Source organism: Sphaerisporangium siamense (assembly GCF_014205275.1).
In the GTDB taxonomy this organism is placed as follows: domain Bacteria; phylum Actinomycetota; class Actinomycetes; order Streptosporangiales; family Streptosporangiaceae; genus Sphaerisporangium; species Sphaerisporangium siamense.
In genome coordinates this window covers 5149770-5166601 of record NZ_JACHND010000001.1, presented here as the reverse complement: position 1 = coordinate 5166601, position 16832 = coordinate 5149770, and the positions used below count along the sequence as shown (strand labels likewise).

General features: G+C 74.2%; 15 protein-coding genes. 5 read left to right on the top strand and 10 right to left on the bottom strand.

All coding sequences use genetic code 11. The annotated features are described in order from the left end of the window. The first annotated feature begins 209 nt into the window (after nt 1-209). Nucleotides 210-341: a hypothetical protein gene (locus BJ982_RS39615; RefSeq protein ID WP_260413837.1), complete on the top strand. Its 132-nt coding sequence runs from the start codon at nt 210-212 to the stop codon at nt 339-341. Next, nucleotides 341-1459, top strand: coding sequence for a YeiH family protein (locus tag BJ982_RS23830; RefSeq protein ID WP_184883551.1), 1119 nt, complete (start codon nt 341-343; stop codon nt 1457-1459). Before BJ982_RS39615 ends, BJ982_RS23830 begins: the two co-directional genes overlap by 1 nt. Nucleotides 1460-1582: 123 nt before the next feature. Here BJ982_RS23830 and BJ982_RS23825 read toward each other — a convergent pair whose 3' ends face one another. The 3 genes from BJ982_RS23825 to BJ982_RS23815 form a co-directional block, all read right to left on the bottom strand. After that, the gene (locus tag BJ982_RS23825) at nt 1583-3613 is read right to left on the bottom strand and encodes a family 20 glycosylhydrolase (protein WP_184883549.1); all 2031 of its coding nucleotides are present in this window, start codon (nt 3611-3613) and stop codon (nt 1583-1585) included. Between the two features lie 94 nt (nt 3614-3707). Continuing rightward, the gene (locus BJ982_RS23820; RefSeq protein WP_184883547.1) at nt 3708-5165 is read right to left on the bottom strand and encodes an ATP-binding protein; all 1458 of its coding nucleotides are present in this window, start codon (nt 5163-5165) and stop codon (nt 3708-3710) included. After that, nucleotides 5162-6820 carry an NAD(P)/FAD-dependent oxidoreductase gene (locus BJ982_RS23815; RefSeq protein WP_184883545.1) on the bottom strand — a complete coding sequence of 553 codons (1659 nt, stop codon included), beginning with the start codon at nt 6818-6820 and terminating at the stop codon, nt 5162-5164. Before BJ982_RS23815 ends, BJ982_RS23820 begins: the two co-directional genes overlap by 4 nt. Nucleotides 6821-6961: 141 nt before the next feature. Here BJ982_RS23815 and BJ982_RS23810 point away from each other — a divergent pair, with 141 nt between their 5' ends. Then, entirely contained in the window at nt 6962-7543 is a 582-nt protein-coding gene (locus tag BJ982_RS23810; protein WP_184883544.1) for a hypothetical protein, read from the top strand. 57 nt (nt 7544-7600) lie between these two features. Here the strand turns inward: BJ982_RS23810 and BJ982_RS23805 are convergent, their stop codons facing one another. From BJ982_RS23805 to BJ982_RS40570, 3 genes are all read right to left on the bottom strand, one after another. Then, complete coding sequence (locus BJ982_RS23805; protein WP_239123483.1) at nt 7601-8245, bottom strand: hypothetical protein; 645 nt, start codon at nt 8243-8245, stop codon at nt 7601-7603. A 136-nt stretch (nt 8246-8381) separates the two neighbouring features. Then, on the bottom strand, nt 8382-9380 hold the full coding sequence (locus BJ982_RS23800; protein ID WP_184883541.1) for an N-acetylglucosamine kinase: 999 nt from the start codon (nt 9378-9380) through the stop codon (nt 8382-8384). Nucleotides 9381-9461: 81 nt separating this feature from the next. Beyond that, a complete protein-coding gene (locus BJ982_RS40570; RefSeq protein WP_275411756.1) occupies nt 9462-11030 on the bottom strand; it encodes a glycoside hydrolase family 10-like protein in 1569 nt (522 codons plus the stop codon). A 397-nt stretch (nt 11031-11427) separates the two neighbouring features. Here BJ982_RS40570 and BJ982_RS23790 point away from each other — a divergent pair, with 397 nt between their 5' ends. Both BJ982_RS23790 and BJ982_RS23785 read left to right on the top strand, forming a co-directional pair. Beyond that, on the top strand, nt 11428-12930 hold the full coding sequence (locus BJ982_RS23790) for a glycoside hydrolase family 3 protein (RefSeq protein WP_184883539.1): 1503 nt from the start codon (nt 11428-11430) through the stop codon (nt 12928-12930). A gap of 109 nt (nt 12931-13039) precedes the next feature. After that, a complete protein-coding gene (locus BJ982_RS23785; RefSeq protein WP_184883537.1) occupies nt 13040-13948 on the top strand; it encodes a MurR/RpiR family transcriptional regulator in 909 nt (302 codons plus the stop codon). 4 nt (nt 13949-13952) lie between these two features. On the opposite strand, the gene BJ982_RS23780 is transcribed toward BJ982_RS23785, so the two are convergent. The 4 genes from BJ982_RS23780 to BJ982_RS23765 all read right to left on the bottom strand — a co-directional run bounded on the left by BJ982_RS23780 (nt 13953) and on the right by BJ982_RS23765 (nt 16773). Continuing rightward, entirely contained in the window at nt 13953-14393 is a 441-nt protein-coding gene (locus BJ982_RS23780) for a MauE/DoxX family redox-associated membrane protein (protein WP_184883535.1), read from the bottom strand. A gap of 100 nt (nt 14394-14493) precedes the next feature. Further along, nucleotides 14494-14658, bottom strand: coding sequence for a hypothetical protein (locus tag BJ982_RS23775; RefSeq protein WP_184883533.1), 165 nt, complete (start codon nt 14656-14658; stop codon nt 14494-14496). 182 nt (nt 14659-14840) lie between these two features. Further along, the gene (locus tag BJ982_RS23770; RefSeq protein WP_184883531.1) at nt 14841-15557 is read right to left on the bottom strand and encodes a hypothetical protein; all 717 of its coding nucleotides are present in this window, start codon (nt 15555-15557) and stop codon (nt 14841-14843) included. Between the two features lie 169 nt (nt 15558-15726). Next, nucleotides 15727-16773, bottom strand: a complete 1047-nt coding sequence (locus BJ982_RS23765) for a hypothetical protein (protein WP_184883528.1) — start codon at nt 16771-16773, stop codon at nt 15727-15729. Nucleotides 16774-16832: the final 59 nt, after the last annotated feature.

Genomic DNA, 16832 nt, shown 5'->3' with positions numbered 1-16832 from the left:
CCTCAGGACCCGGAACGCCCGCACGTCCGGATCACCGTTCGGGCACGGGACGTCGATGGATCGAATTTTCATGTATTTCCTATTGATTTATCGGGGAAAGTGGCACAGGATCGGGCTGCACGATCTCCCGCGCGGCGCGGGCGGGGACCCGGGGGTGTCCTCGCCCGGCCAGAGATGGCCGTGACGGCCATGGAAAGGCGAGCACTCCCATGAGCGAGCCAGAGCCGCCCCCCGCCGGCGGCAGCCGCACCCTGAACGAGGACTGGGCGGCCACGATCCTCGGCCTCGTCCTGCTGGTCCTGGTCATCCTCGGCGTGATCCCGACCGGGCTGGTGCCGTGATGAGCGCGGAAGACGTCACCGCCGCCCGCCCGGCCCCCGCGCCCGCCGCTCCCGCGCCGTGGTGGCCCGCCCTCGGCGTCCTGGTCGTGCTGGCGCTCGGCGCGGCCACCCGCTACCTGGACAAGAACGTCTCCACCTGGTTCGCGAGCTCCGACCTGGCCAAGGCGATCGAGTACCCCGTCTACGCCATCGCCCTCGGCCTGCTCGGCAACGCCGTCCTGACCGCGACCGGCGTCCGCGAGCGCCTGTCGGGCGGGTTCCTGACCGAGTTCTTCATCAAGACCGGCCTGGTCCTGCTCGGCGCGTCGATCAACCTCAAGGTGATCGTCACCGCGGCCGGGCCCGCGATCGTCCAGGCCATCGTGCTGATCACCACGGTGTTCCTGTTCACCTGGTGGCTCGGCGGCAGGCTCGGCCTGGACGACAAGCTCCGGGCGCTGCTGTCGTCGGCGGTGGCGATCTGCGGCGTCAGCGCGGCCATCGCGGCGGCCGGGGCCGTGCAGGCCCGCCGCGAGCAGCTCGCCTACAGCGCCAGCCTCGTGATCGCCTTCGCGCTGCCGTCCATCTTCGTCCTGCCCGCGCTGGCCTCGGCGTTCGGGCTGAGCCCCGAGGTGGCAGGGGCGTGGATCGGCGGCAACATCGACACCACCGCCGCCGTCACCGCCGCGGGCGCCATCGTCGGCGAGAACGCCCTGGCGGTGGCGACCATCGTCAAGGTCACCCAGAACGCCCTCATCGGCGTCGTGGTCGTGCTGCTCACCGCCTGGTTCGCCTTCCGCGTCGAGCGGCGTCCCGGCGCGGCGCGGCCGGGCGCGGGCGAGCTGTGGCGGCGCTTCCCCAAGTTCGTCCTCGGCTTCGTCGCCGCCTCGGTCATCGCGACCTGGTACCTCACCACGGTCACCGCGGCCGAGGGCAAGGCGGTGATCGGCGTCGCCAACGACCTGCGGGTGTGGTTCCTGATCCTGGCCTTCGTCAGCATCGGGCTGGAGTTCCGCGTCGCGGCGCTACGCGAGGCGGGGTGGCGTCCCGTGGCGGTCTTCGCCTCGGCGACGGTGCTGAACATCCTGGTGGCGCTGGGGCTGGCGGCCCTGCTGTTCAGCGGCTTCACCGTGGAATGACGCCCGCCGGTCGCGCGCGGGGCCCGGGGGGTGCCGTCGCGCGCGACCGGCGGGGACGCCCGGGACGGTCCGGGCCGCCGCGCCCTCGCGCGGGGGCCCGGACCGTCCTTCGTCGGGGGTCCTTCAGAAGCGGGCCTCCAGCAGGTCGACGTTCGGCCCGCCGTCGTGGCCGGCCGCGGTGGCGCGCACCGTGCTGGTCCCGGCGGGGAGGTCCACGGTGACCGTCCTGGTCCGCCACGAGGACCACGACCCGGTCGGCGGGAAGGCCAGGCGGCGCGCGACCACCCGCCCGTTGACCTCGATGGTCAGCGGCCGGTCGCCGCGGCCTCCGTTGGCGTAGCGCACCCGCAGCGTCGCCCACCCGGCCTCGGCCGCGGCGACGTCCCACTGCACGTAGGCGCCCTTGCCGCCCGGGTAGTCGACGTACCCGGAGCCGGAGTACCCGGGGTGGTCGGAGCGCACGGCGCCCTTGGAGACGGTGGCGTCCTCGGCCTCGTGCGTCACCGTGCCGGGGCTCCAGACGACCTGCGAGGACCGGTAGAAGTCGATGCCCATGACCGTCCAGCGCGGCGCCTGCGCGCCCAGGCGGGCGCGGAAGCCCTCCCAGTCGTGCGTGGACCACGGCGACCAGCCCAGTTCGGCGATGGCGGGCAGGCGAGGGAAGGCCATGTACTCGATGTGGTCCTCGGTGAGGAGCGTCTCGGTCCACAGCGGCGCCTCGACGCCGAGCACCGACGACTCCGGCACCCCGGCGAGGTAGGCGCCCGGGTTCCAGTCGTAGGCGGTCTTCACCTCGACGTAGCCGGCCCAGCTGAGCCCGAGCGGCGTGGTGGCGTCGTACTTCATGTCGAGGTAGGCCTTGTTGGCCGGGGACATCACGACCTTGGCGCCGCGCGCGACGGCCCCGCTCACCGTGGCGTCCGAGGCCGTGGTCCCCCAGTACTGCAGGACCCGGCCCGGCGCGTCGCCGACGGTGGGCGCGCCCATCTGGTGCCACCCCATGGCGCTCTTGCCGGCGGCCGCCACCATGGGCTGCACGCGGTTCATGAACGTCGCGTAGTCGGCGGCCGGGGTGGAGTGGGCCTCGTCGCCGCCGATGTGCAGATACGGGCCGGGGGTGATCGCGGCCAGCTCGGTGAGGACGTCCTTGACGAACGTGTAGGTGTCCTCCTTGGAGGTGCACAGGGAGCTGAACCCGACACGGATGCCGGTGTAGAGCGGCGGGGCGACGCCGTCGCAGTTCAGCTCGGCGTAGGAGGCGAGCGCGGCGTTGGTGTGGCCGGGGATGTCGACCTCGGGGACGATCGTGACGAACCGCTGCGCGGCGTAGGCCACGATCTCCTTGTAGTCGGCCTTGGTGTAGTACCCGCCCGGGCCGCCGCCGACCTGGGTGCTGCCGCCGTAGGTCGCCAGGCGCGGCCAGCCGTCCACGGCGATGCGCCAGCCCTGGTCGTCGGTCAGGTGCAGGTGCAGGTAGTTGATCTTGTAGAGGGCGATCCTGTCGATGTACTGCTTGACCGTCTCCACCGGGTGGAAGTGGCGGGCGACGTCGAGCATCGCGCCCCGGTAGGTGAACCGGGGGTGGTCGACGACGCGCCCGCCCGGGATCACCCAGGGGCCGGGGCGCGCGGTGGCGCTCTCGATCTCGGCGGGCAGGAGCTGGCGCAGCGTCTGCACGCCGTTGAACAGGCCGTTCGGGGTGCGCGCCCGGATCACCACCGCCTTGGCGGTGACGTCGAGCTGGTAGCCCTGCTCGCCCGCCGTGTCCGGCGCGCCGGTCAGCAGCAGGGAGATGCCCGAGGACGGGGCGCCGCGCGCGGGGGTCACCGGCAGGGCGTAGCCGGTGGAGCGGCGCAGGATGCCGGCCAGGTAGGCGCCGACGCCCGCCGCCTGCGCCGAGCCGGCCTGGGTCTGGACGCGGGCGTCGGACGGCAGGGTGTAGGCGGTGGCGGAGGGCTGGGCGGAGACCGGGGCGGGCACGATCCGGCCGATCGACGCCGCCGTCGCCGGGGACGCCGCCGTGACCGCCACGAGGCCGGCGCCGGCCGCCAGCGTCAGGACGGCGGTGAGCCGGGCGGTCGCCCGGCGGGTGGCGTCCCGGAGCCGGCGCGCGGCGCCCGGTTGGGAGGATCGGGACGGTAAGGAGAGGCTCATAGGCGTCCCTCGCAGGCGTAAGAGGCTTAATTTTTAGTAAGCTTTACTTTTAGAAAGGGGCCCGTCAAGCCTATAGATCAAGGTCGCGGCGGGTTCACTGGGCCGCGATCGGAAGGATCACCCGGAAGCGGGTGTCACCGGGCGCGGATTCGACCCGGATGTCGCCGTGGTGCTTGTTCACCACGATGCGGTAGCTGATGTCCAGTCCGAGTCCCGTACCCTCGCCCACCGGCTTGGTGGTGAAGAACGGCTCGAAGATGCGCGGCCGGATCTCCTCGGGAATGCCCGGCCCGGTGTCGGCGATCTCGACGAAGACGCGGTCGGCCTCGTGGCCGGTGCGCAGGGTCAGCACGCCGCCGCCGTCGTGCATCGCGGCCAGGGCGTTGTCGATGAGGTTGGTCCACACCTGGTTCAGCTCCGCGGCGTAGGCCGGGATCTCGGGCAGCGTGCGGTCGTACTCCTTGACCGTGCGGACCCCCGCGGGGATCTTCGCCTGCATCATGGTCAGCGTGGCGTCGAGCAGCTCGTGCACCTCGACGGTCTGGTACGGCGTGCGGTCGAGCTGGGAGTACTGCTTGGCGGCCTGGACCAGCGACGACACGCGGCTCACCGCGTCGTCGATCTCGCCCATCAGCAGCTCGGTCTCGATCGTGTAGGTGAGCCAGCGGATGGCGGGCTCCAGGTTCTCGCCGCCGACCGCGCCGCTGATGCGGTCCAGCCAGCGCGAGTCGATGCCGCCCGCGACCAGGGTGGAGGCCAGCTCCCACCCGCCGGCGATGTCGTGGTCGTCCAGCCAGTCGCCCAGCTCGTCCTCGGCGTCGGCGGTCTCCAGCGCCGACAGCGGCACCGCGGTCGCCGCCCGCTTCACCGCCTCCTCCTGCAGCTCGACCAGGTCGCGCAGCCGCGAGCCGTCCAGCCGCCCGTCGGCGATCAGGGCCAGCTTGTGCCGCATGCCCGCGACCCGCTCGCGCAGCACGGCGGTGGCGCGCACGGCCGCCGCCGCCGGGTTGTTCAGCTCGTGGGTGAGCCCGGCCGACAGCGACCCGAGCGCCAGCAGGCGCTCGCGCTCGCCGACGATGGTCTGGTTCACGCGCATGCCGACGAACATGCCCTCCAGCATGTGCGTCGCCATCGGGAACCAGTCGCGCAGCGCCTTGGCCATCACGGCGGCGGGCATCGAGAACAGCTCGACGTCGCTGATCGCGCGCAGGGAGGCGGTGTAGTTCTGCTTGACCTGATCGGCCAGATAGGTCTGCATCGCCCCCGCGTACACGCCGCGCTGGTCGGTGCGGCTGATCTCGATCTCGTCCCCTTTGACGCGCCGGGTCAGCGAGACGGTGCCGGCGAGGAGGACGTAGAAGCACGTCGCGGGGTCGCCCTCGTGGCAGACGATCTCGCCCGCCGCGTGGCGCTCCACGCGGCCCTCGCCGGCGAACACGGCGAGCTGGGCGTCGGTCAGGGACTCGAACAGGAACAGGCTGCGCAGCTCGCCGGGGGTGAGACGCTCACCCCCCGCGTCGCCGCGCCCGGCGGTGTCGCCCGGCTCGGTCATTGCGTCTCCATGTAACGGTGGATCAGCGAAACGGCCATCGCGCCCTCCCCCACGGCGGAGGCGACGCGCTTGACGGAGGCGGCGCGCACGTCGCCCGCCGCGAACACGCCCGGCATGCTGCTCTCAAGGTGGTACGGATCGCGCGGCAGCGACCATCCCGGCGGGCGGCGGCCGTCCGCGAGCAGGTCCGAACCGGTGAGCACGAAGCCACGATCGTCCCGCTGGATGGATTTGTCCAGCCAGTCGGTGCGCGGCTCGGCCCCGATGAAGATGAACAGCCAGGACGTCCGAGCCTCGCGCACCTGGCCGGAGCGGGGGTCGCACAGCGTCAGCCGCTCCAGGTGGCCGTCCCCCGCGCCCCCGGCCACCGAGGTGTGCGGGTGGACCGTGATGTTCGGCGTGCCCTCGATCTGGTCGATCAGGTACTGCGACATCGACCGGCGCAGGTCGCCGGCGCGGATCAGGATGTGGACGCGGCGGGCGTACCGGGAGAAGTGCATGGCCGCCTGGCCCGCGGAGTTGGCGCCGCCGACGACGTAGATCTCCTCGCCCGCGCAGGCGGGGGCCTCGGTGGCGGCCGACCCGTAGAACACGCCGCGGCCGGTCAGCTCGGCCAGGCCGGGCGCCTCCAGCATGCGGTAGGAGACGCCGGTGGCCAGCACCACGGTGTGCGCGGCGATGGCGCTGCCGTCGCCGAAGCGCAGCAGCCGGGTGGTGCCGCCGGACTCCAGGCCGACGACCTCGCGCGTGGTCAGGATCTCGGCGCCGAAGCGCAGGGCCTGCCGCCGGGCGCGCTCGGTGAGCTGGGCGCCCGAGACGCCGTCGGGGAAGCCGAGGTAGTTCTCGATGCGGCTGCTCTGCCCGGCCTGCCCGCCGGTGGCGCGCTGTTCCAGCAGCACCGTGCGCAGGCCCTCGGAGGCGCCGTACACGGCCGCGCCGAGCCCCGCCGGGCCCGCGCCCACCACGACCAGGTCGTAGAAATCCTCGGCGGGGGTGGTGGTCAGGCCGACGTGCGCGGCCACCTCGGCCTCGGTGGGCTTGACCAGGGTGGTGCCGTCGGAGGTGAGCACGAGCGGCACGTCGTCCTCGGTGAGGCCCGCGGCGGCCAGCAGGCGGCCTCCCTCGGGGTCGTCGGCCAGCAGCCAGCGGTAGGGCACCAGGTTGCGGGCGAGGAAGTCGCGCACCGCGTAGGAGGGGGCCGACCAGCGGTGGCCGATGACGCGGATGTCGTTGATCGTCTCGTCGGGCGCGGCCGTCCAGGCGTCCAGCATCGCGTCCACGACCGGATAGAGCTTCTCCTCCGGGGGGTTCCACGGCTTGAGCAGATAGTGGTCCAGGTCGACGATGTTGATCGCGTCGATGGCCGCCTCGGTGTCGGCGTACGCCGTGAGCAGCACGCGGCGGGCCCGCGGGAAGATGTCCATCGCGGACTCGAGGAACTGGATGCCGTTCATGTGGGGCATTCGGTAGTCCGCCAGCATGACGGCGACCTGCTCGCCGCGGAGCTTCAGCTCGCGGAGCGCGTCCAGGGCGGCCTGGCCGGAATCGGCGCGCACGACGCGGTAACGATCACCGTAGCGGCGCCTGATGTCCCTGGCCACCGACCGCGAGACGGCCGGGTCGTCGTCGACGGTCAAAATCGCCGGGTTCGCCATGGAACCAATGAAACCACGTGATGGTGGGAACATGGCCCGGTCCTGGAGCTCCATGACCTCCCGGCGCCCGGCGTGAGCCCCGGCGAGGCTTGCGTCCGTTTCGCGGCCCCCGCGACGCCGGGGTGAGTAGAGTCACAGGGGATGACCGAGCACAGCACGCGGCCCGCGACACACACCATCACCACCCGATGGCAGGAGATCCCGGAGGACGCCGACGAGCGCGCCCTCGTGGAGGGCGGGGCGTTCCGCGCCTTCGCCTGCTCGTGCGGCGCGCCGCTGCCGAGCAGGGTCGCCGCCGAGCTGCACGCCATGGAGACCGGTCAGTGCTCGGCGTGCCTGGGCTCGGCCGACCGGGAGCTCGTGCCCGGGTTCGTCCAGCGGTGCGCCGCCTGCGCCGCCACGGGGCGCCGCAACGTCCAGCTCGTCTGGGAGGTCGCGCACGGCGAGGCCGCAGAGGTGATCACGACGGCCCTGGTCCGCGAGGTGATCGCCGGGTTCTCCGGGCCGTTCCGGCTCTCGCAGGTCGCCGACGCCGTCCGCGAGACGCTCGGGCTGCCGCGCGGGCGGCTTCCGGTGGGGCCGCGGGTGCGCGACGTGCTGCGCGGGCTGGAGGCGTCGGGCGAGCTGGTGATGCTCTCGGCCCCCGACGAGCTGCTGCGCGGCCCCTCGGTGGTCCTGTACCGCGACCCGCTGTGGCAGCGGGCGCCCCTCCCTCCCGACTGAGAGGGCTCGCGCGCCTCCCGGCTGAGAGGGCGCACACGCCTCCCGGCCGGCGGCGGCTCACGCGCCGGTGAGGGCCAGCACCACCCAGGCCGAGGCCGCCCCGGCGACCGCCCCGGCCGCGACCTGGGCGTAGGTGTGGTGGGTCAGGCGCACCCGCGCCCAGCAGACCAGGATCACGACGAGCACGCCCGCGCCCAGGGTCGGCGCCGCGGGCAGGACGCGGGACAGCACCAGCACCGTGCCCGCGGACACGGCGGCGTGGAAGGAGATCTTCCAGCGCAGCGTCACCGGGACCGTCACCGCCAGCCCGGCGAGCATCGCCGCCACCGTGGAGACCAGCAGCCGGGGCGCGCCGAGCACGGCCAGCAGGACGAGCGCGGCCAGGACCGCGGCGACGGCGACCAGCAGCGGGCCGGTCCTGCGGGACCGGTCGACGATGTGGCGCGAGTCCAGCCGGCCCGCGCGCACGCCGAGCGCGATGACCGCGGCCGGGACGCCGCCGCACAGCAGCGAGGCCACGAGCCCCCACCAGAAGCCGGTCCAGCCGTCCGACACCAGGCCGACCACGGGCGGCAGGGCGATGACCAGCACCTGCGGCGCGAATACCTCGGTGACCCACCGGGCGAGCACGTCGGAGGTCCCCGCGGCGCGCGCGGCCCCCTCCCCCGCCTTCCCGGCACCCGGCACACGCGCGCCGCCCATCGCACTCCCCCGTCGTCCCCGCCCCTCGCCGCCCGCCGCACGGCGGCACGACCTCACCGCCTCGATCATCTCGCGGGACGGCAGGTGGTCCGGCCGTCCGGGTGGGCGCGGCGGGAGCGGGCGCCGTCCCGGGCCGTCAGGGGGCGAGGAGGCGGCGGTGCGCCGCCTCGGCGCGCGGGTCCTCGCCGCCGCCCGGCCACACGGCGCGCAGGGCCAGCGCGGCGGCCCCGGCGGCCCCGTCGCGGGAGTAGGAGACGTCCCGGCCGGGCAGGGCGGCGCGGACGCGCTCGGCCACCAGGGTGGGGCCGGTGAGCAGCGAGCCCGCGAACACGACCGGCCGCCCGGGGTCGAGCGGGCCGACGACCTCCAGGGTCGCCAGCAGGCGGCGCGCGGCCTCGTCCAGGATCGCCAGCGCCACGGGGTCGCCCTCCCTGGCCGCCGCGTCCACGACCGGGCTGAGCATCGCGAGCCGCGCCGGCTCGTGGTCGTAGACGGCCGCGATCAGGGCCTCGGCCCGCCGCGCCGCCGTGCGCTCGTCCGGCCCCTGCGGGGTGTCCTCCAGGGCGGCGAGGACGCGGTCGGTGAGGACGGTGGACGGCCCGCCGCCTTCGAGGCGGGCCAGCGCGGCCTGGACGGCGCGGCGCCCGATCCAGAAGCCCGAGCCCTTGTCGCCGAGCAGCCAGCCGTAGCCGTCGTAGCGGTGCGCGATCGCGCGCCGCGCCATGCGGGCGGCCACGGCGCCGGTCCCGGACAGCAGCAGGCCGCCGTCCGGGGCGGAGGTGCCGCCGGCGAAGGCCACGACGATGTCGGGCACGACGACGGGCGGTCCGGTCAGCCCCGCGGCGCGCCACGCGCCGCGGGCCAGCTCACCGGCCTGCCTGCGCCCGGATTCGCTGCTCCCGGCGAGGCCGAACACGCCCCCGGTGACTCCGGCCGGGCTCAGGGGGGACGGCAGCGCGGCGAGCGCCTCGGTGAGGGCGCGGGTCAGGTTGCCGCCGGGGTCGCGCGCCGAGCGGGGGTTGGCTCCGCCCGCCCGTCCGCGCGCGACGATCTCGCCGTCCAGGGTGGCGACCAGGCAGCGTGTGCTCGTCCCTCCGCCGTCCACTCCGACGACCAACGGCACGGCCTCGCCCATAAGCCTCTCCTGCCCCGGATTCGCGCAACTATAGGCCGCCCCTGGCGGGGGCCGCCGTGAAAGACCGGCGGCCGTCCACGGTCAGCCGGGGTGGCGGCTCGGGTGGCTCTGACGGTTGGCGTGGTCCAGGACCGTGACGTGGTAGACCGAGTCCGGGCGGCCGCCGGGATCGGTGTGGCGGCCTTCCGGCGCGCCGGGCAGCGTGGCGATCAGCTCGGCCGGGGCCCCGCCGTTGGAGCGGTAGAGGGCGTAGAGGCGGGGCCGGGGCGGCTCCGGGGCCGCGAAGGAGATCTCGACGCCGCCGGAGACCGGGCGGACGCCGGTCAGCACCGGGCGGTGTGGCCGGGGGCCGTCGGCGTGCCGCGGCAGGAGCGGCGGCAGGGCGGGCCGGGTGTAGTGGTCCTCACAGAGCCGCGTGGTGAAGCCGAGGCGGTCGGCGCGCAGGTCGCTCGCGCTGTAGTAGACGTCGCCGCCGATGGCCGGGTGGTCGCGGCCGAGGTCCAGGTGGCGCGACAGCTCGGCGGGGTCGCGCCAGGCGCCGGTCTCGCCGGGCGCGCAGGCCCGGTAGGCGGCCTGCCCGACCCAGAGCTGGGTGTCGCCGCCGGCCACGGCCCGCGCCCACCACGCGGCCAGCTCGGCGTAGTCGGCGGCGGGCGTCCCGATGGTCCAGTAGAGCTGCGGCACGACGTAGTCGAGCCACCCCTTCTCGATCCAGCCGCGGGTGTCGGCGTACTGGTCGTCGTAGGACTGCAGGGCCTCGGTGCGCGAGCCGCCGGGGTCGGATGCGCGGTTGCGCCACACGCCGAACGGGCTCACGCCCCACTGCAGGTGGGGTTTCTCCGACCGGACCCGGTGGGCCATCTCCTTGATCAGCACATCGATGTTGTGGCGGCGCCAGGCCGCGCGGTCGGGGAAGCCGCCGCCGTGGCGGGCGTGGGCGGTGGCGTCGTCGAACCACCGCCCCTCCACCGGGTACGGGTAGAAGTAGTCGTCGAAGTGGACGCCGTCGATGGGGTAGCGGGTGACCGCGTCCATGATGGCGTCCTGGACGAAGGCGCGGACCTCGGGCAGGCCGGGGTTGTAGTAGAGCCGGCCGTCGTAGGGCACCGCCCAGCCGGGGTTGCGCCGCAGCGGGTGGCCGGCCGCGAGCCGGGCGGGGTCGGGCTGGAGCGAGCCCCGGTAGGGGTTGAACCAGGCGTGGAAGGCCAGGCCCCGGGCGTGCGCGGCCTCGACCATGAAGGCCAGCGGGTCGTAGCCGGGGTCGCGGCCCTGGACGCCGGTGATGTACTGCGACCAGGGCTCGTGGGGCGAGGGCCAGAAGGCGTCCGCGGCGGGCCGCACCTGCACGAAGACCGCGTTGAAGCGCTTGGCTCTGGCGAAGTCCAGGAAGGCGGCGAACTCGGCCTTCTGCCGGTCGGCGGTCAGGCCGGGGCGGGAGGGCCAGCTGTCGTTGTCGACGGTGCCGATCCACATGCCGCGCATCTGGCGGGGCGCGGGCGCGAGGACGGGTTCGAGCGCGGCGTCGCTCGCGGGCGCCTCGGCATCGGCCTCGCCGGTGACGGCGCGCACGCCGAGGTAGGCGGCGGGGACGAGCGCCGCGGCGGCCAGGCCCTTCAGGAAGAACCTGCGGCCGACCGGGCCGGCGTTCACGACGCGTCTCCGGTCACGGTTCGGCGGGGCGGGAACGGGTGAGGGGCGGGATGGGTGAGGGCAGGGGGCTCGGCGAGGGGGCGGGCCTGCTTGGCGTCGCGCGGGCGGAGTTGGCGGTCGCTTTCATCTGGGGGGAGGGGTTCGAAGAGAATTGTCATCAGGCCGTGACCTAACCGAGAGCTCATGAAGGAAATCTTCATAGAAGATACGTCAAGTGTCGCGTAGTGCCACACCGGGGGCAAAGTCCTCCGGCGCGGTCACCGTCCACAGCCCGGAAGGATCACCGTCCGACCACCCCGCCCGCACCGTCCCGGCCCTCACCGGCACGGACGCCACCGGTGCGGGGCCCGCCACACTCGCCATGTTCCGCCATGTCCCGCCACCGGAGGCGCCGCTCATGCCCGATCGCTCGTCCCGCAGGTCCGATCTCGACCGCCTGGCCGCCGCCGTGCTTCAGGTCGGCTTCGACGGCACCACGCCGCCGGACTGGGTGCTCAGGGAGCTCGCCGGAGGGCTGGGCGGGGTGGTGCTGTTCGCGCGCAACATCGACGGGGACCCCGCGGACGTGGTGCGGCGGCTCCGCGAGGAGAACCCCGAGGTCATCGTGGCCGCTGACGAGGAGGGCGGCACGGTCACCCGCCTGGAGGCGGCCCGCGGCAGCTCGTGGCCGGGCAACGCCGCGCTCGGCATGCTCGACGACGTGGCCAGGACCGAGCGGACCGCCGCCGAGATCGGGCGGCTCCTCGCGGCCACGGGCGTCACGCTCGACTACGCGCCGGACGTGGACGTCAACGCCGACCCCGCCAACCCGGTGATCGGCGTGCGGTCCTTCGGCGCCGATCCCGGCCTGGTCGCCCGGCACGCGGCGGCGTGGGTCACCGGGCTGCAGGCGCAGGGGGTGGCCGCCTGCGCCAAGCACTTCCCCGGCCACGGGGACACCGTGACCGACTCCCATCTGGCCCTGCCGACCCTCCACGCCTCCCGCGAGCTGCTGGAGCGCCGCGACCTGCCCCCCTTCCGCGCGGCCGTGGCCGCGGGAGTCCGGGCGATCATGTGCGGCCACCTGCTGGTGCCGGCCCTGGACCCGGACCTCACCGCCACGCTGAGCCGCCGCGTGATGACGGACCTGCTGCGCGAGGAGCTCGGCTTCCAGGGCCTGCTGGTGACCGACGCGATCGAGATGAAGGCCGTCTCGGCGCGCATGTCGCAGCCGGAGGTGGCCGTGCGCGCGCTCGCCGCGGGCGCCGACGCGATCTGCGTGGGGATCTCCTCCCCCGGAGGCGAGAACGTCGCCGCGATGCGGGAGGCGATCGCGGGCGCCGTCCGCGACGGGACGCTGCCGGAGTCGCGGCTGGCCGAGGCGGCGGACCGCGTGGCCGCGCTGGTGGCCTGGACGGGCGGCGGCCCCGCCGGCGGGCCCGGCGTGCCGCTGGACCCCGAGTACGGGGTGTCGCGGCTCGGCCTGGAGAGCGCCCGGCTGGCGCTGCGCGCCGTGCCGGGCGAGGGGGCCGTGGCGCGGCCGGTGCTGACCCGGGCGCCGGTCGTGATCGAGATGACCGCGCGCCCCCACCAGGCGATCGGCGACGCTCCCCCCTACGGGCCCGCCGAGGCGCTGGCGGCGCGGCTGCCCGGCACGACCCGCGTGACGCTGACCCCCGACCACCACGCCGTCCCTCCCCTGGGCGGCCACGGGGACGCGCCGCCGGTCCTCGTCACGCGGGACGCGCACCGGCACGCGTGGATGCGCCGGGTGCTCGCGGAGGTGCTGCGCCGCCGCCCGGACGCCGTGGTGATCGAGATGGGGCTGCCCGGCCGTCCCTGCGGCGCGGTCCACCTGGCCACGGGCGGCGACTCGCGGGTGAGCGCGATCGCCGCCGCCGAGTGGCTCACCTCCGGCTGAGCCACGGCCCGCCGCTCTTCCCCTGGTCGCGTGCGCGTGCCGTACGGCCATGGAGCAGTCCGGAAAAGGCCATGATTGAGTAATGTGTCGGTAACAGAAAAGGACCCCCATGATCGACCCGGAAGGCTCGACCCCGGAGAACCTGGTCGCCCGGGTGCGGGCCGTGCTTCCCTCGCTGACCCCCTCGGCGCAGATCATCGCCCGGCTGATCCTCGACGACCCGGCGACGGTCGCGCGCAGCACGATCACCGAGCTCAGCGCCACCTCGGCCACCAGCGAGGCGACGATCGTGCGCACCGCGCGCGCCCTCGGCTTCTCCGGCTACGCCCAGTTGCGGCTGGCGCTGGCCGCCGCGGCCGCCACGACGCGGCAGGGGCCCGACCGCCTGGTGCCCGGCGACCTCGCCCCGGACGACCCCCTGTCCGACGTGATCGCCAAGGTGACGCGGGCCGAGGCGCAGGCGCTGGAGGACACCGCGGCGCAGCTCTCCCCCGAGCTGCTCGGCGAGGTGGTGGCGGCCATCACCGCCGCGCGGCGCGTCGACGTGTACGGGGTCGCGGCCTCCGGGCTGGTGGCCCTCGACATGGCGCAGAAGCTGATGCGCATCGGGCTGTCGGCGCACGGGTTCACCGACGCCCATCTGGCGCTGACCAGCGCCGTCCTGCTGAGGCCCGGCGACGTCGCGGTCGGGGTGAGCACCACGGGCGAGACGCCGGACGTGGTGGAGCCGCTGCGGCGCGCGGCCAAGGCGGGCGCGACGACCGTCGCCGTCACCAACAACCCGCGCTCGTCGCTGGCCGAGGTGTGCGGGCACGTGCTGATCTCCGCGGGCCGTGAGACGGCGTTCCGTCCCGGCGCGCTGGCCAGCAGGATCAGCCAGCTGCTGATCGTGGACTACGTGTTCGTCGGCGTGGCGCAGCGGACGGCCGAGGCGGCCAACGAGGCGTTGCGCGCGACCCGCGACGCCCTGGGCGCCTTCGTGTCCGACACGCGGACGCGGGGCCGCAAGGGCTGGTGACCGCTCACGCGGCCCCTCGGCCGGCGCATTCGTGGACGCACTCGTCGACGACCAGGCCGAGGCCGATGCCGAGCAGCCAGACGTCCTTGGCGACGGCCTTGCCCTGGTCGCTCGGCCGCACCCCGCCCGGGCGGGTCATGCCCGGCGTGCGCAGGTAGAGGCCGATCAGCCCCCCGGCGAAGCCCGCGAGCGCGGCCCCCGCCACGACCGAGGGCACCACCGGCACCAGCAGCGCCGCCCCGAGGGCCATCTCGGTGATCGACAGCGCCCGGGTGAACAGCATCGGGTCCACCTTGCCGAGGAAGGGATAGGCGCGCACGGCCATGCCGTGCACTCCCTCGGCCGTCCCCTCGTCGGCGTCGAACTTCGACAGGCCCGAATCCAGGAAGTACGCGCCCACGGCGACTCTCGGGGGGATCTGGTGGGGACGTGCGAGGTATCGCATGGTTCCTCCAGATTCCTCGGCATGTGACCGGTTACCGACCCCATACCCCATCCGCCCGGACGGCTACCCGCCCGGCGGCCCCGCGGGCGTCCCGCGCGGATCAGCCCGCGCGGGAACGGAAGATCTTGGTGAGGGCCAGCACGGCGAGGGCGACCACGCCGATGATCAGGGCCCACTTGACGAGGCCGGCGATGAGGCCCAGCACGCTGCCGAGCAGGAAGAAGCCGACGATGACGGCGATGACGATCAGAAGAATGCGTCCCATGGCATTCACGCTAGGCGGCCGCGACGCCCGGCGACATAGGCCGGAGGCGACTTCAGGGAGGAGTCAGGGACGGCCCTGAGACCGCTCCCGGGGTCCCCCTCCCCCGATGTCCTCCCCGGCGTTGTCCCTCGAAAAGCCGGAGGGCCGGCCCCTCGCGCAGGAGCCGGCCCATGGACCGCGGTTCACAGGACGGCGCAGCCGATCCGCACCGGAACCTTGGCCGACCAGCGGCCGGACACCACGTCGTACGCCTGCGCGTACCCGTTGGCCGGGCGCGCGGCGCCCGAGCAGTCGAACACCCCGCTCTTCTTGCCGAAGCTGCCGCCCGCGAAGCCACCGTGCGCGCTCGCGGTCACGGCGCCGCTCCAGTAGGTGCGGCCGGTGTTGTAGCGCAGGTACAGCTTGACCTGGCCGAAGTTGAAGTGGTCGCCGCTCAGCTTGAGCCGCGGGATGTCGTCCACCGAGGTCGTGGTCGAGGTGCCGTCGCCGTTGTCGGTCGGCGGCACGGTGTACTTGGTGATCCACAGGCGGGCGGAGACCCTGCGGTCGGCCGCGGCGGCGTTGTCGGCGCGCGCCTGCGAGCGGACGGCGGGCAGGACGCAGACGTCGTCGCCCGCGAACGCCTCCCGCCAGACGTAGCCCTGGACGCAGGTGTGCGCCCCGAACGCGCCGGAGGTCCACCGCGACGCGGCGGCGGCGTTGTCGTCGCGGGTCTGGGTGCGGGTGCCCGAGGTGACGCACACGTGGTCGGAGGGACGGGCCTCACGCCACACGTAGCCCTGGCGGCAGGTGTCCGGGCCGAAGTCGCCGGTGGCCGCCGAGGCGGAGACCGCGGGGACGGTGACGGCCGGCCCGGCGAGCGTGGCGGCGGCGGCGAGACCGAGCAGGGTGCGCTTCATGTTCTTCTCCTGGGGCGAATGCTTCCCGGTCCGGTCCTTGGCGCCGGGGCCTTGCACACCCAGTGATACGCGGGCCCGCCTGCACGGTCTTTGACGTCCGCTTGCCCCCTCCCGCGCAAGCCGTCCGCAAGTCGTGCAAGCGGGCCGTCCCGGCCTGGAGGGGCCGGCCTCAGAGCGGGACGGTGAACAGGGCGCGGCGTCCCTTGAACTCGGTGACGCACCAGAGCTGGTTCTTCTCCCCCCAGCAGGTCAGGTCCTCCGGGCCCACGGGGAACTTCCTGACCTGCGCCGTCCGCCCGTCCGGCACCACCAGCAGCGACCCGTTGACCGTCGAGGACGCCGCCTGGCTGAGATACCAGGCGCCCTTGTGCGACAGCGCGCCCTGGATCTTCGCTCCGGCGAGCGTGAACGCGTCCGCCGCGGCGGCGGTCCCGTCCGTGCCCGCCACCGGCGTGCCGTCCGGGGCGAGCGGCCAGCGCGCCACCCTGCCGGCCACGCCCGGGTCGTCGGACGGGTCGACGTACTCGCCGGAGATCAGCGAGTGCGGGGTGGTGCTGCGGTCCACCGCGGCGAAGGAGAACCGGGCGGACCCGGTGCCCGCCCAGGCGTCCACCTGCGGCATCACATACCGGTAACCGAACGCGTGGTACCGCCCGCCCTGCTTGCCGATCTTGTCGTCGTCGCCCTTGACCTCGAAGATCCGCCGCAGGTCGAACACCCGGAAGCCGCGCGAGGTGTCGGCCACGTAGAGCAGGTCGCCGTACCAGGCGACTCCGCCCGCGTGGATGTTCACCGCGGCGTACGAGCCGTCCACCTTGGGCTCGACCAGCAGGACGTGCCGGTACCTGCGGGTCTCGGCGCTGAGGAACGACAGGCGCACGCCCCGCTCGGTGGCCTTGCCCTCGGGCCTCCAGTACCAGCTCACCACGAACGTGCGCAGGTCCGGGCGGCCGGCCTCCGCGGACGCGGCGACGCCCTGCGGGTACCAGTCGGTGGTCTGGTCGTCGCCCTCCTCGAAGCAGTACCAGTCGGCGGGCTTGGGGCTCATCGAGCCGAACGCCGACGTGCTCCCCTTGCGGACGGCCGTGCGGTTCGCGTCGGCCAGGACGGTCTTCAGGTCGCGCGCGGGCAGCGCCTTGGCGAGCGTCTCGACGGCCTTCGGGAGGTCCCGGGTGTTCCGCCTGAGCCTGAAGGGCGCGGGGTCCGTCGCGGTCATGCGGCTCGCACTCATCCGTGCTCCCGTGGTGCGTCGGAGCGAGGAGGCAGGCGGCCGCG

Bases quoted from the DNA above. Each gene is read 5' to 3' on its own strand.
- BJ982_RS23800 (WP_184883541.1), bottom strand. From the start codon at position 9,380: ATGGGCGAGGCCGTGCCGTTGGTCGTCGGAGTGGACGGCGGAGGGACG.
- BJ982_RS23830 (WP_184883551.1), top strand. From the start codon at position 341: ATGAGCGCGGAAGACGTCACCGCCGCCCGCCCGGCCCCCGCGCCCGCC.
- BJ982_RS23785 (WP_184883537.1), top strand. From the start codon at position 13,040: ATGATCGACCCGGAAGGCTCGACCCCGGAGAACCTGGTCGCCCGGGTG.
- BJ982_RS23810 (WP_184883544.1), top strand. From the start codon at position 6,962: ATGACCGAGCACAGCACGCGGCCCGCGACACACACCATCACCACCCGA.
- BJ982_RS23805 (WP_239123483.1), bottom strand. From the start codon at position 8,245: ATGGGCGGCGCGCGTGTGCCGGGTGCCGGGAAGGCGGGGGAGGGGGCC.
- BJ982_RS23820 (WP_184883547.1), bottom strand. From the start codon at position 5,165: ATGACCGAGCCGGGCGACACCGCCGGGCGCGGCGACGCGGGGGGTGAG.
- BJ982_RS23815 (WP_184883545.1), bottom strand. From the start codon at position 6,820: ATGGCGAACCCGGCGATTTTGACCGTCGACGACGACCCGGCCGTCTCG.
- BJ982_RS23775 (WP_184883533.1), bottom strand. From the start codon at position 14,658: ATGGGACGCATTCTTCTGATCGTCATCGCCGTCATCGTCGGCTTCTTC.
- BJ982_RS23765 (WP_184883528.1), bottom strand. From the start codon at position 16,773: ATGACCGCGACGGACCCCGCGCCCTTCAGGCTCAGGCGGAACACCCGG.
- BJ982_RS39615 (WP_260413837.1), top strand. From the start codon at position 210: ATGAGCGAGCCAGAGCCGCCCCCCGCCGGCGGCAGCCGCACCCTGAAC.
- BJ982_RS23825 (WP_184883549.1), bottom strand. From the start codon at position 3,613: ATGAGCCTCTCCTTACCGTCCCGATCCTCCCAACCGGGCGCCGCGCGC.
- BJ982_RS23790 (WP_184883539.1), top strand. From the start codon at position 11,428: ATGCCCGATCGCTCGTCCCGCAGGTCCGATCTCGACCGCCTGGCCGCC.
- BJ982_RS23770 (WP_184883531.1), bottom strand. From the start codon at position 15,557: ATGAAGCGCACCCTGCTCGGTCTCGCCGCCGCCGCCACGCTCGCCGGG.
- BJ982_RS23780 (WP_184883535.1), bottom strand. From the start codon at position 14,393: ATGCGATACCTCGCACGTCCCCACCAGATCCCCCCGAGAGTCGCCGTG.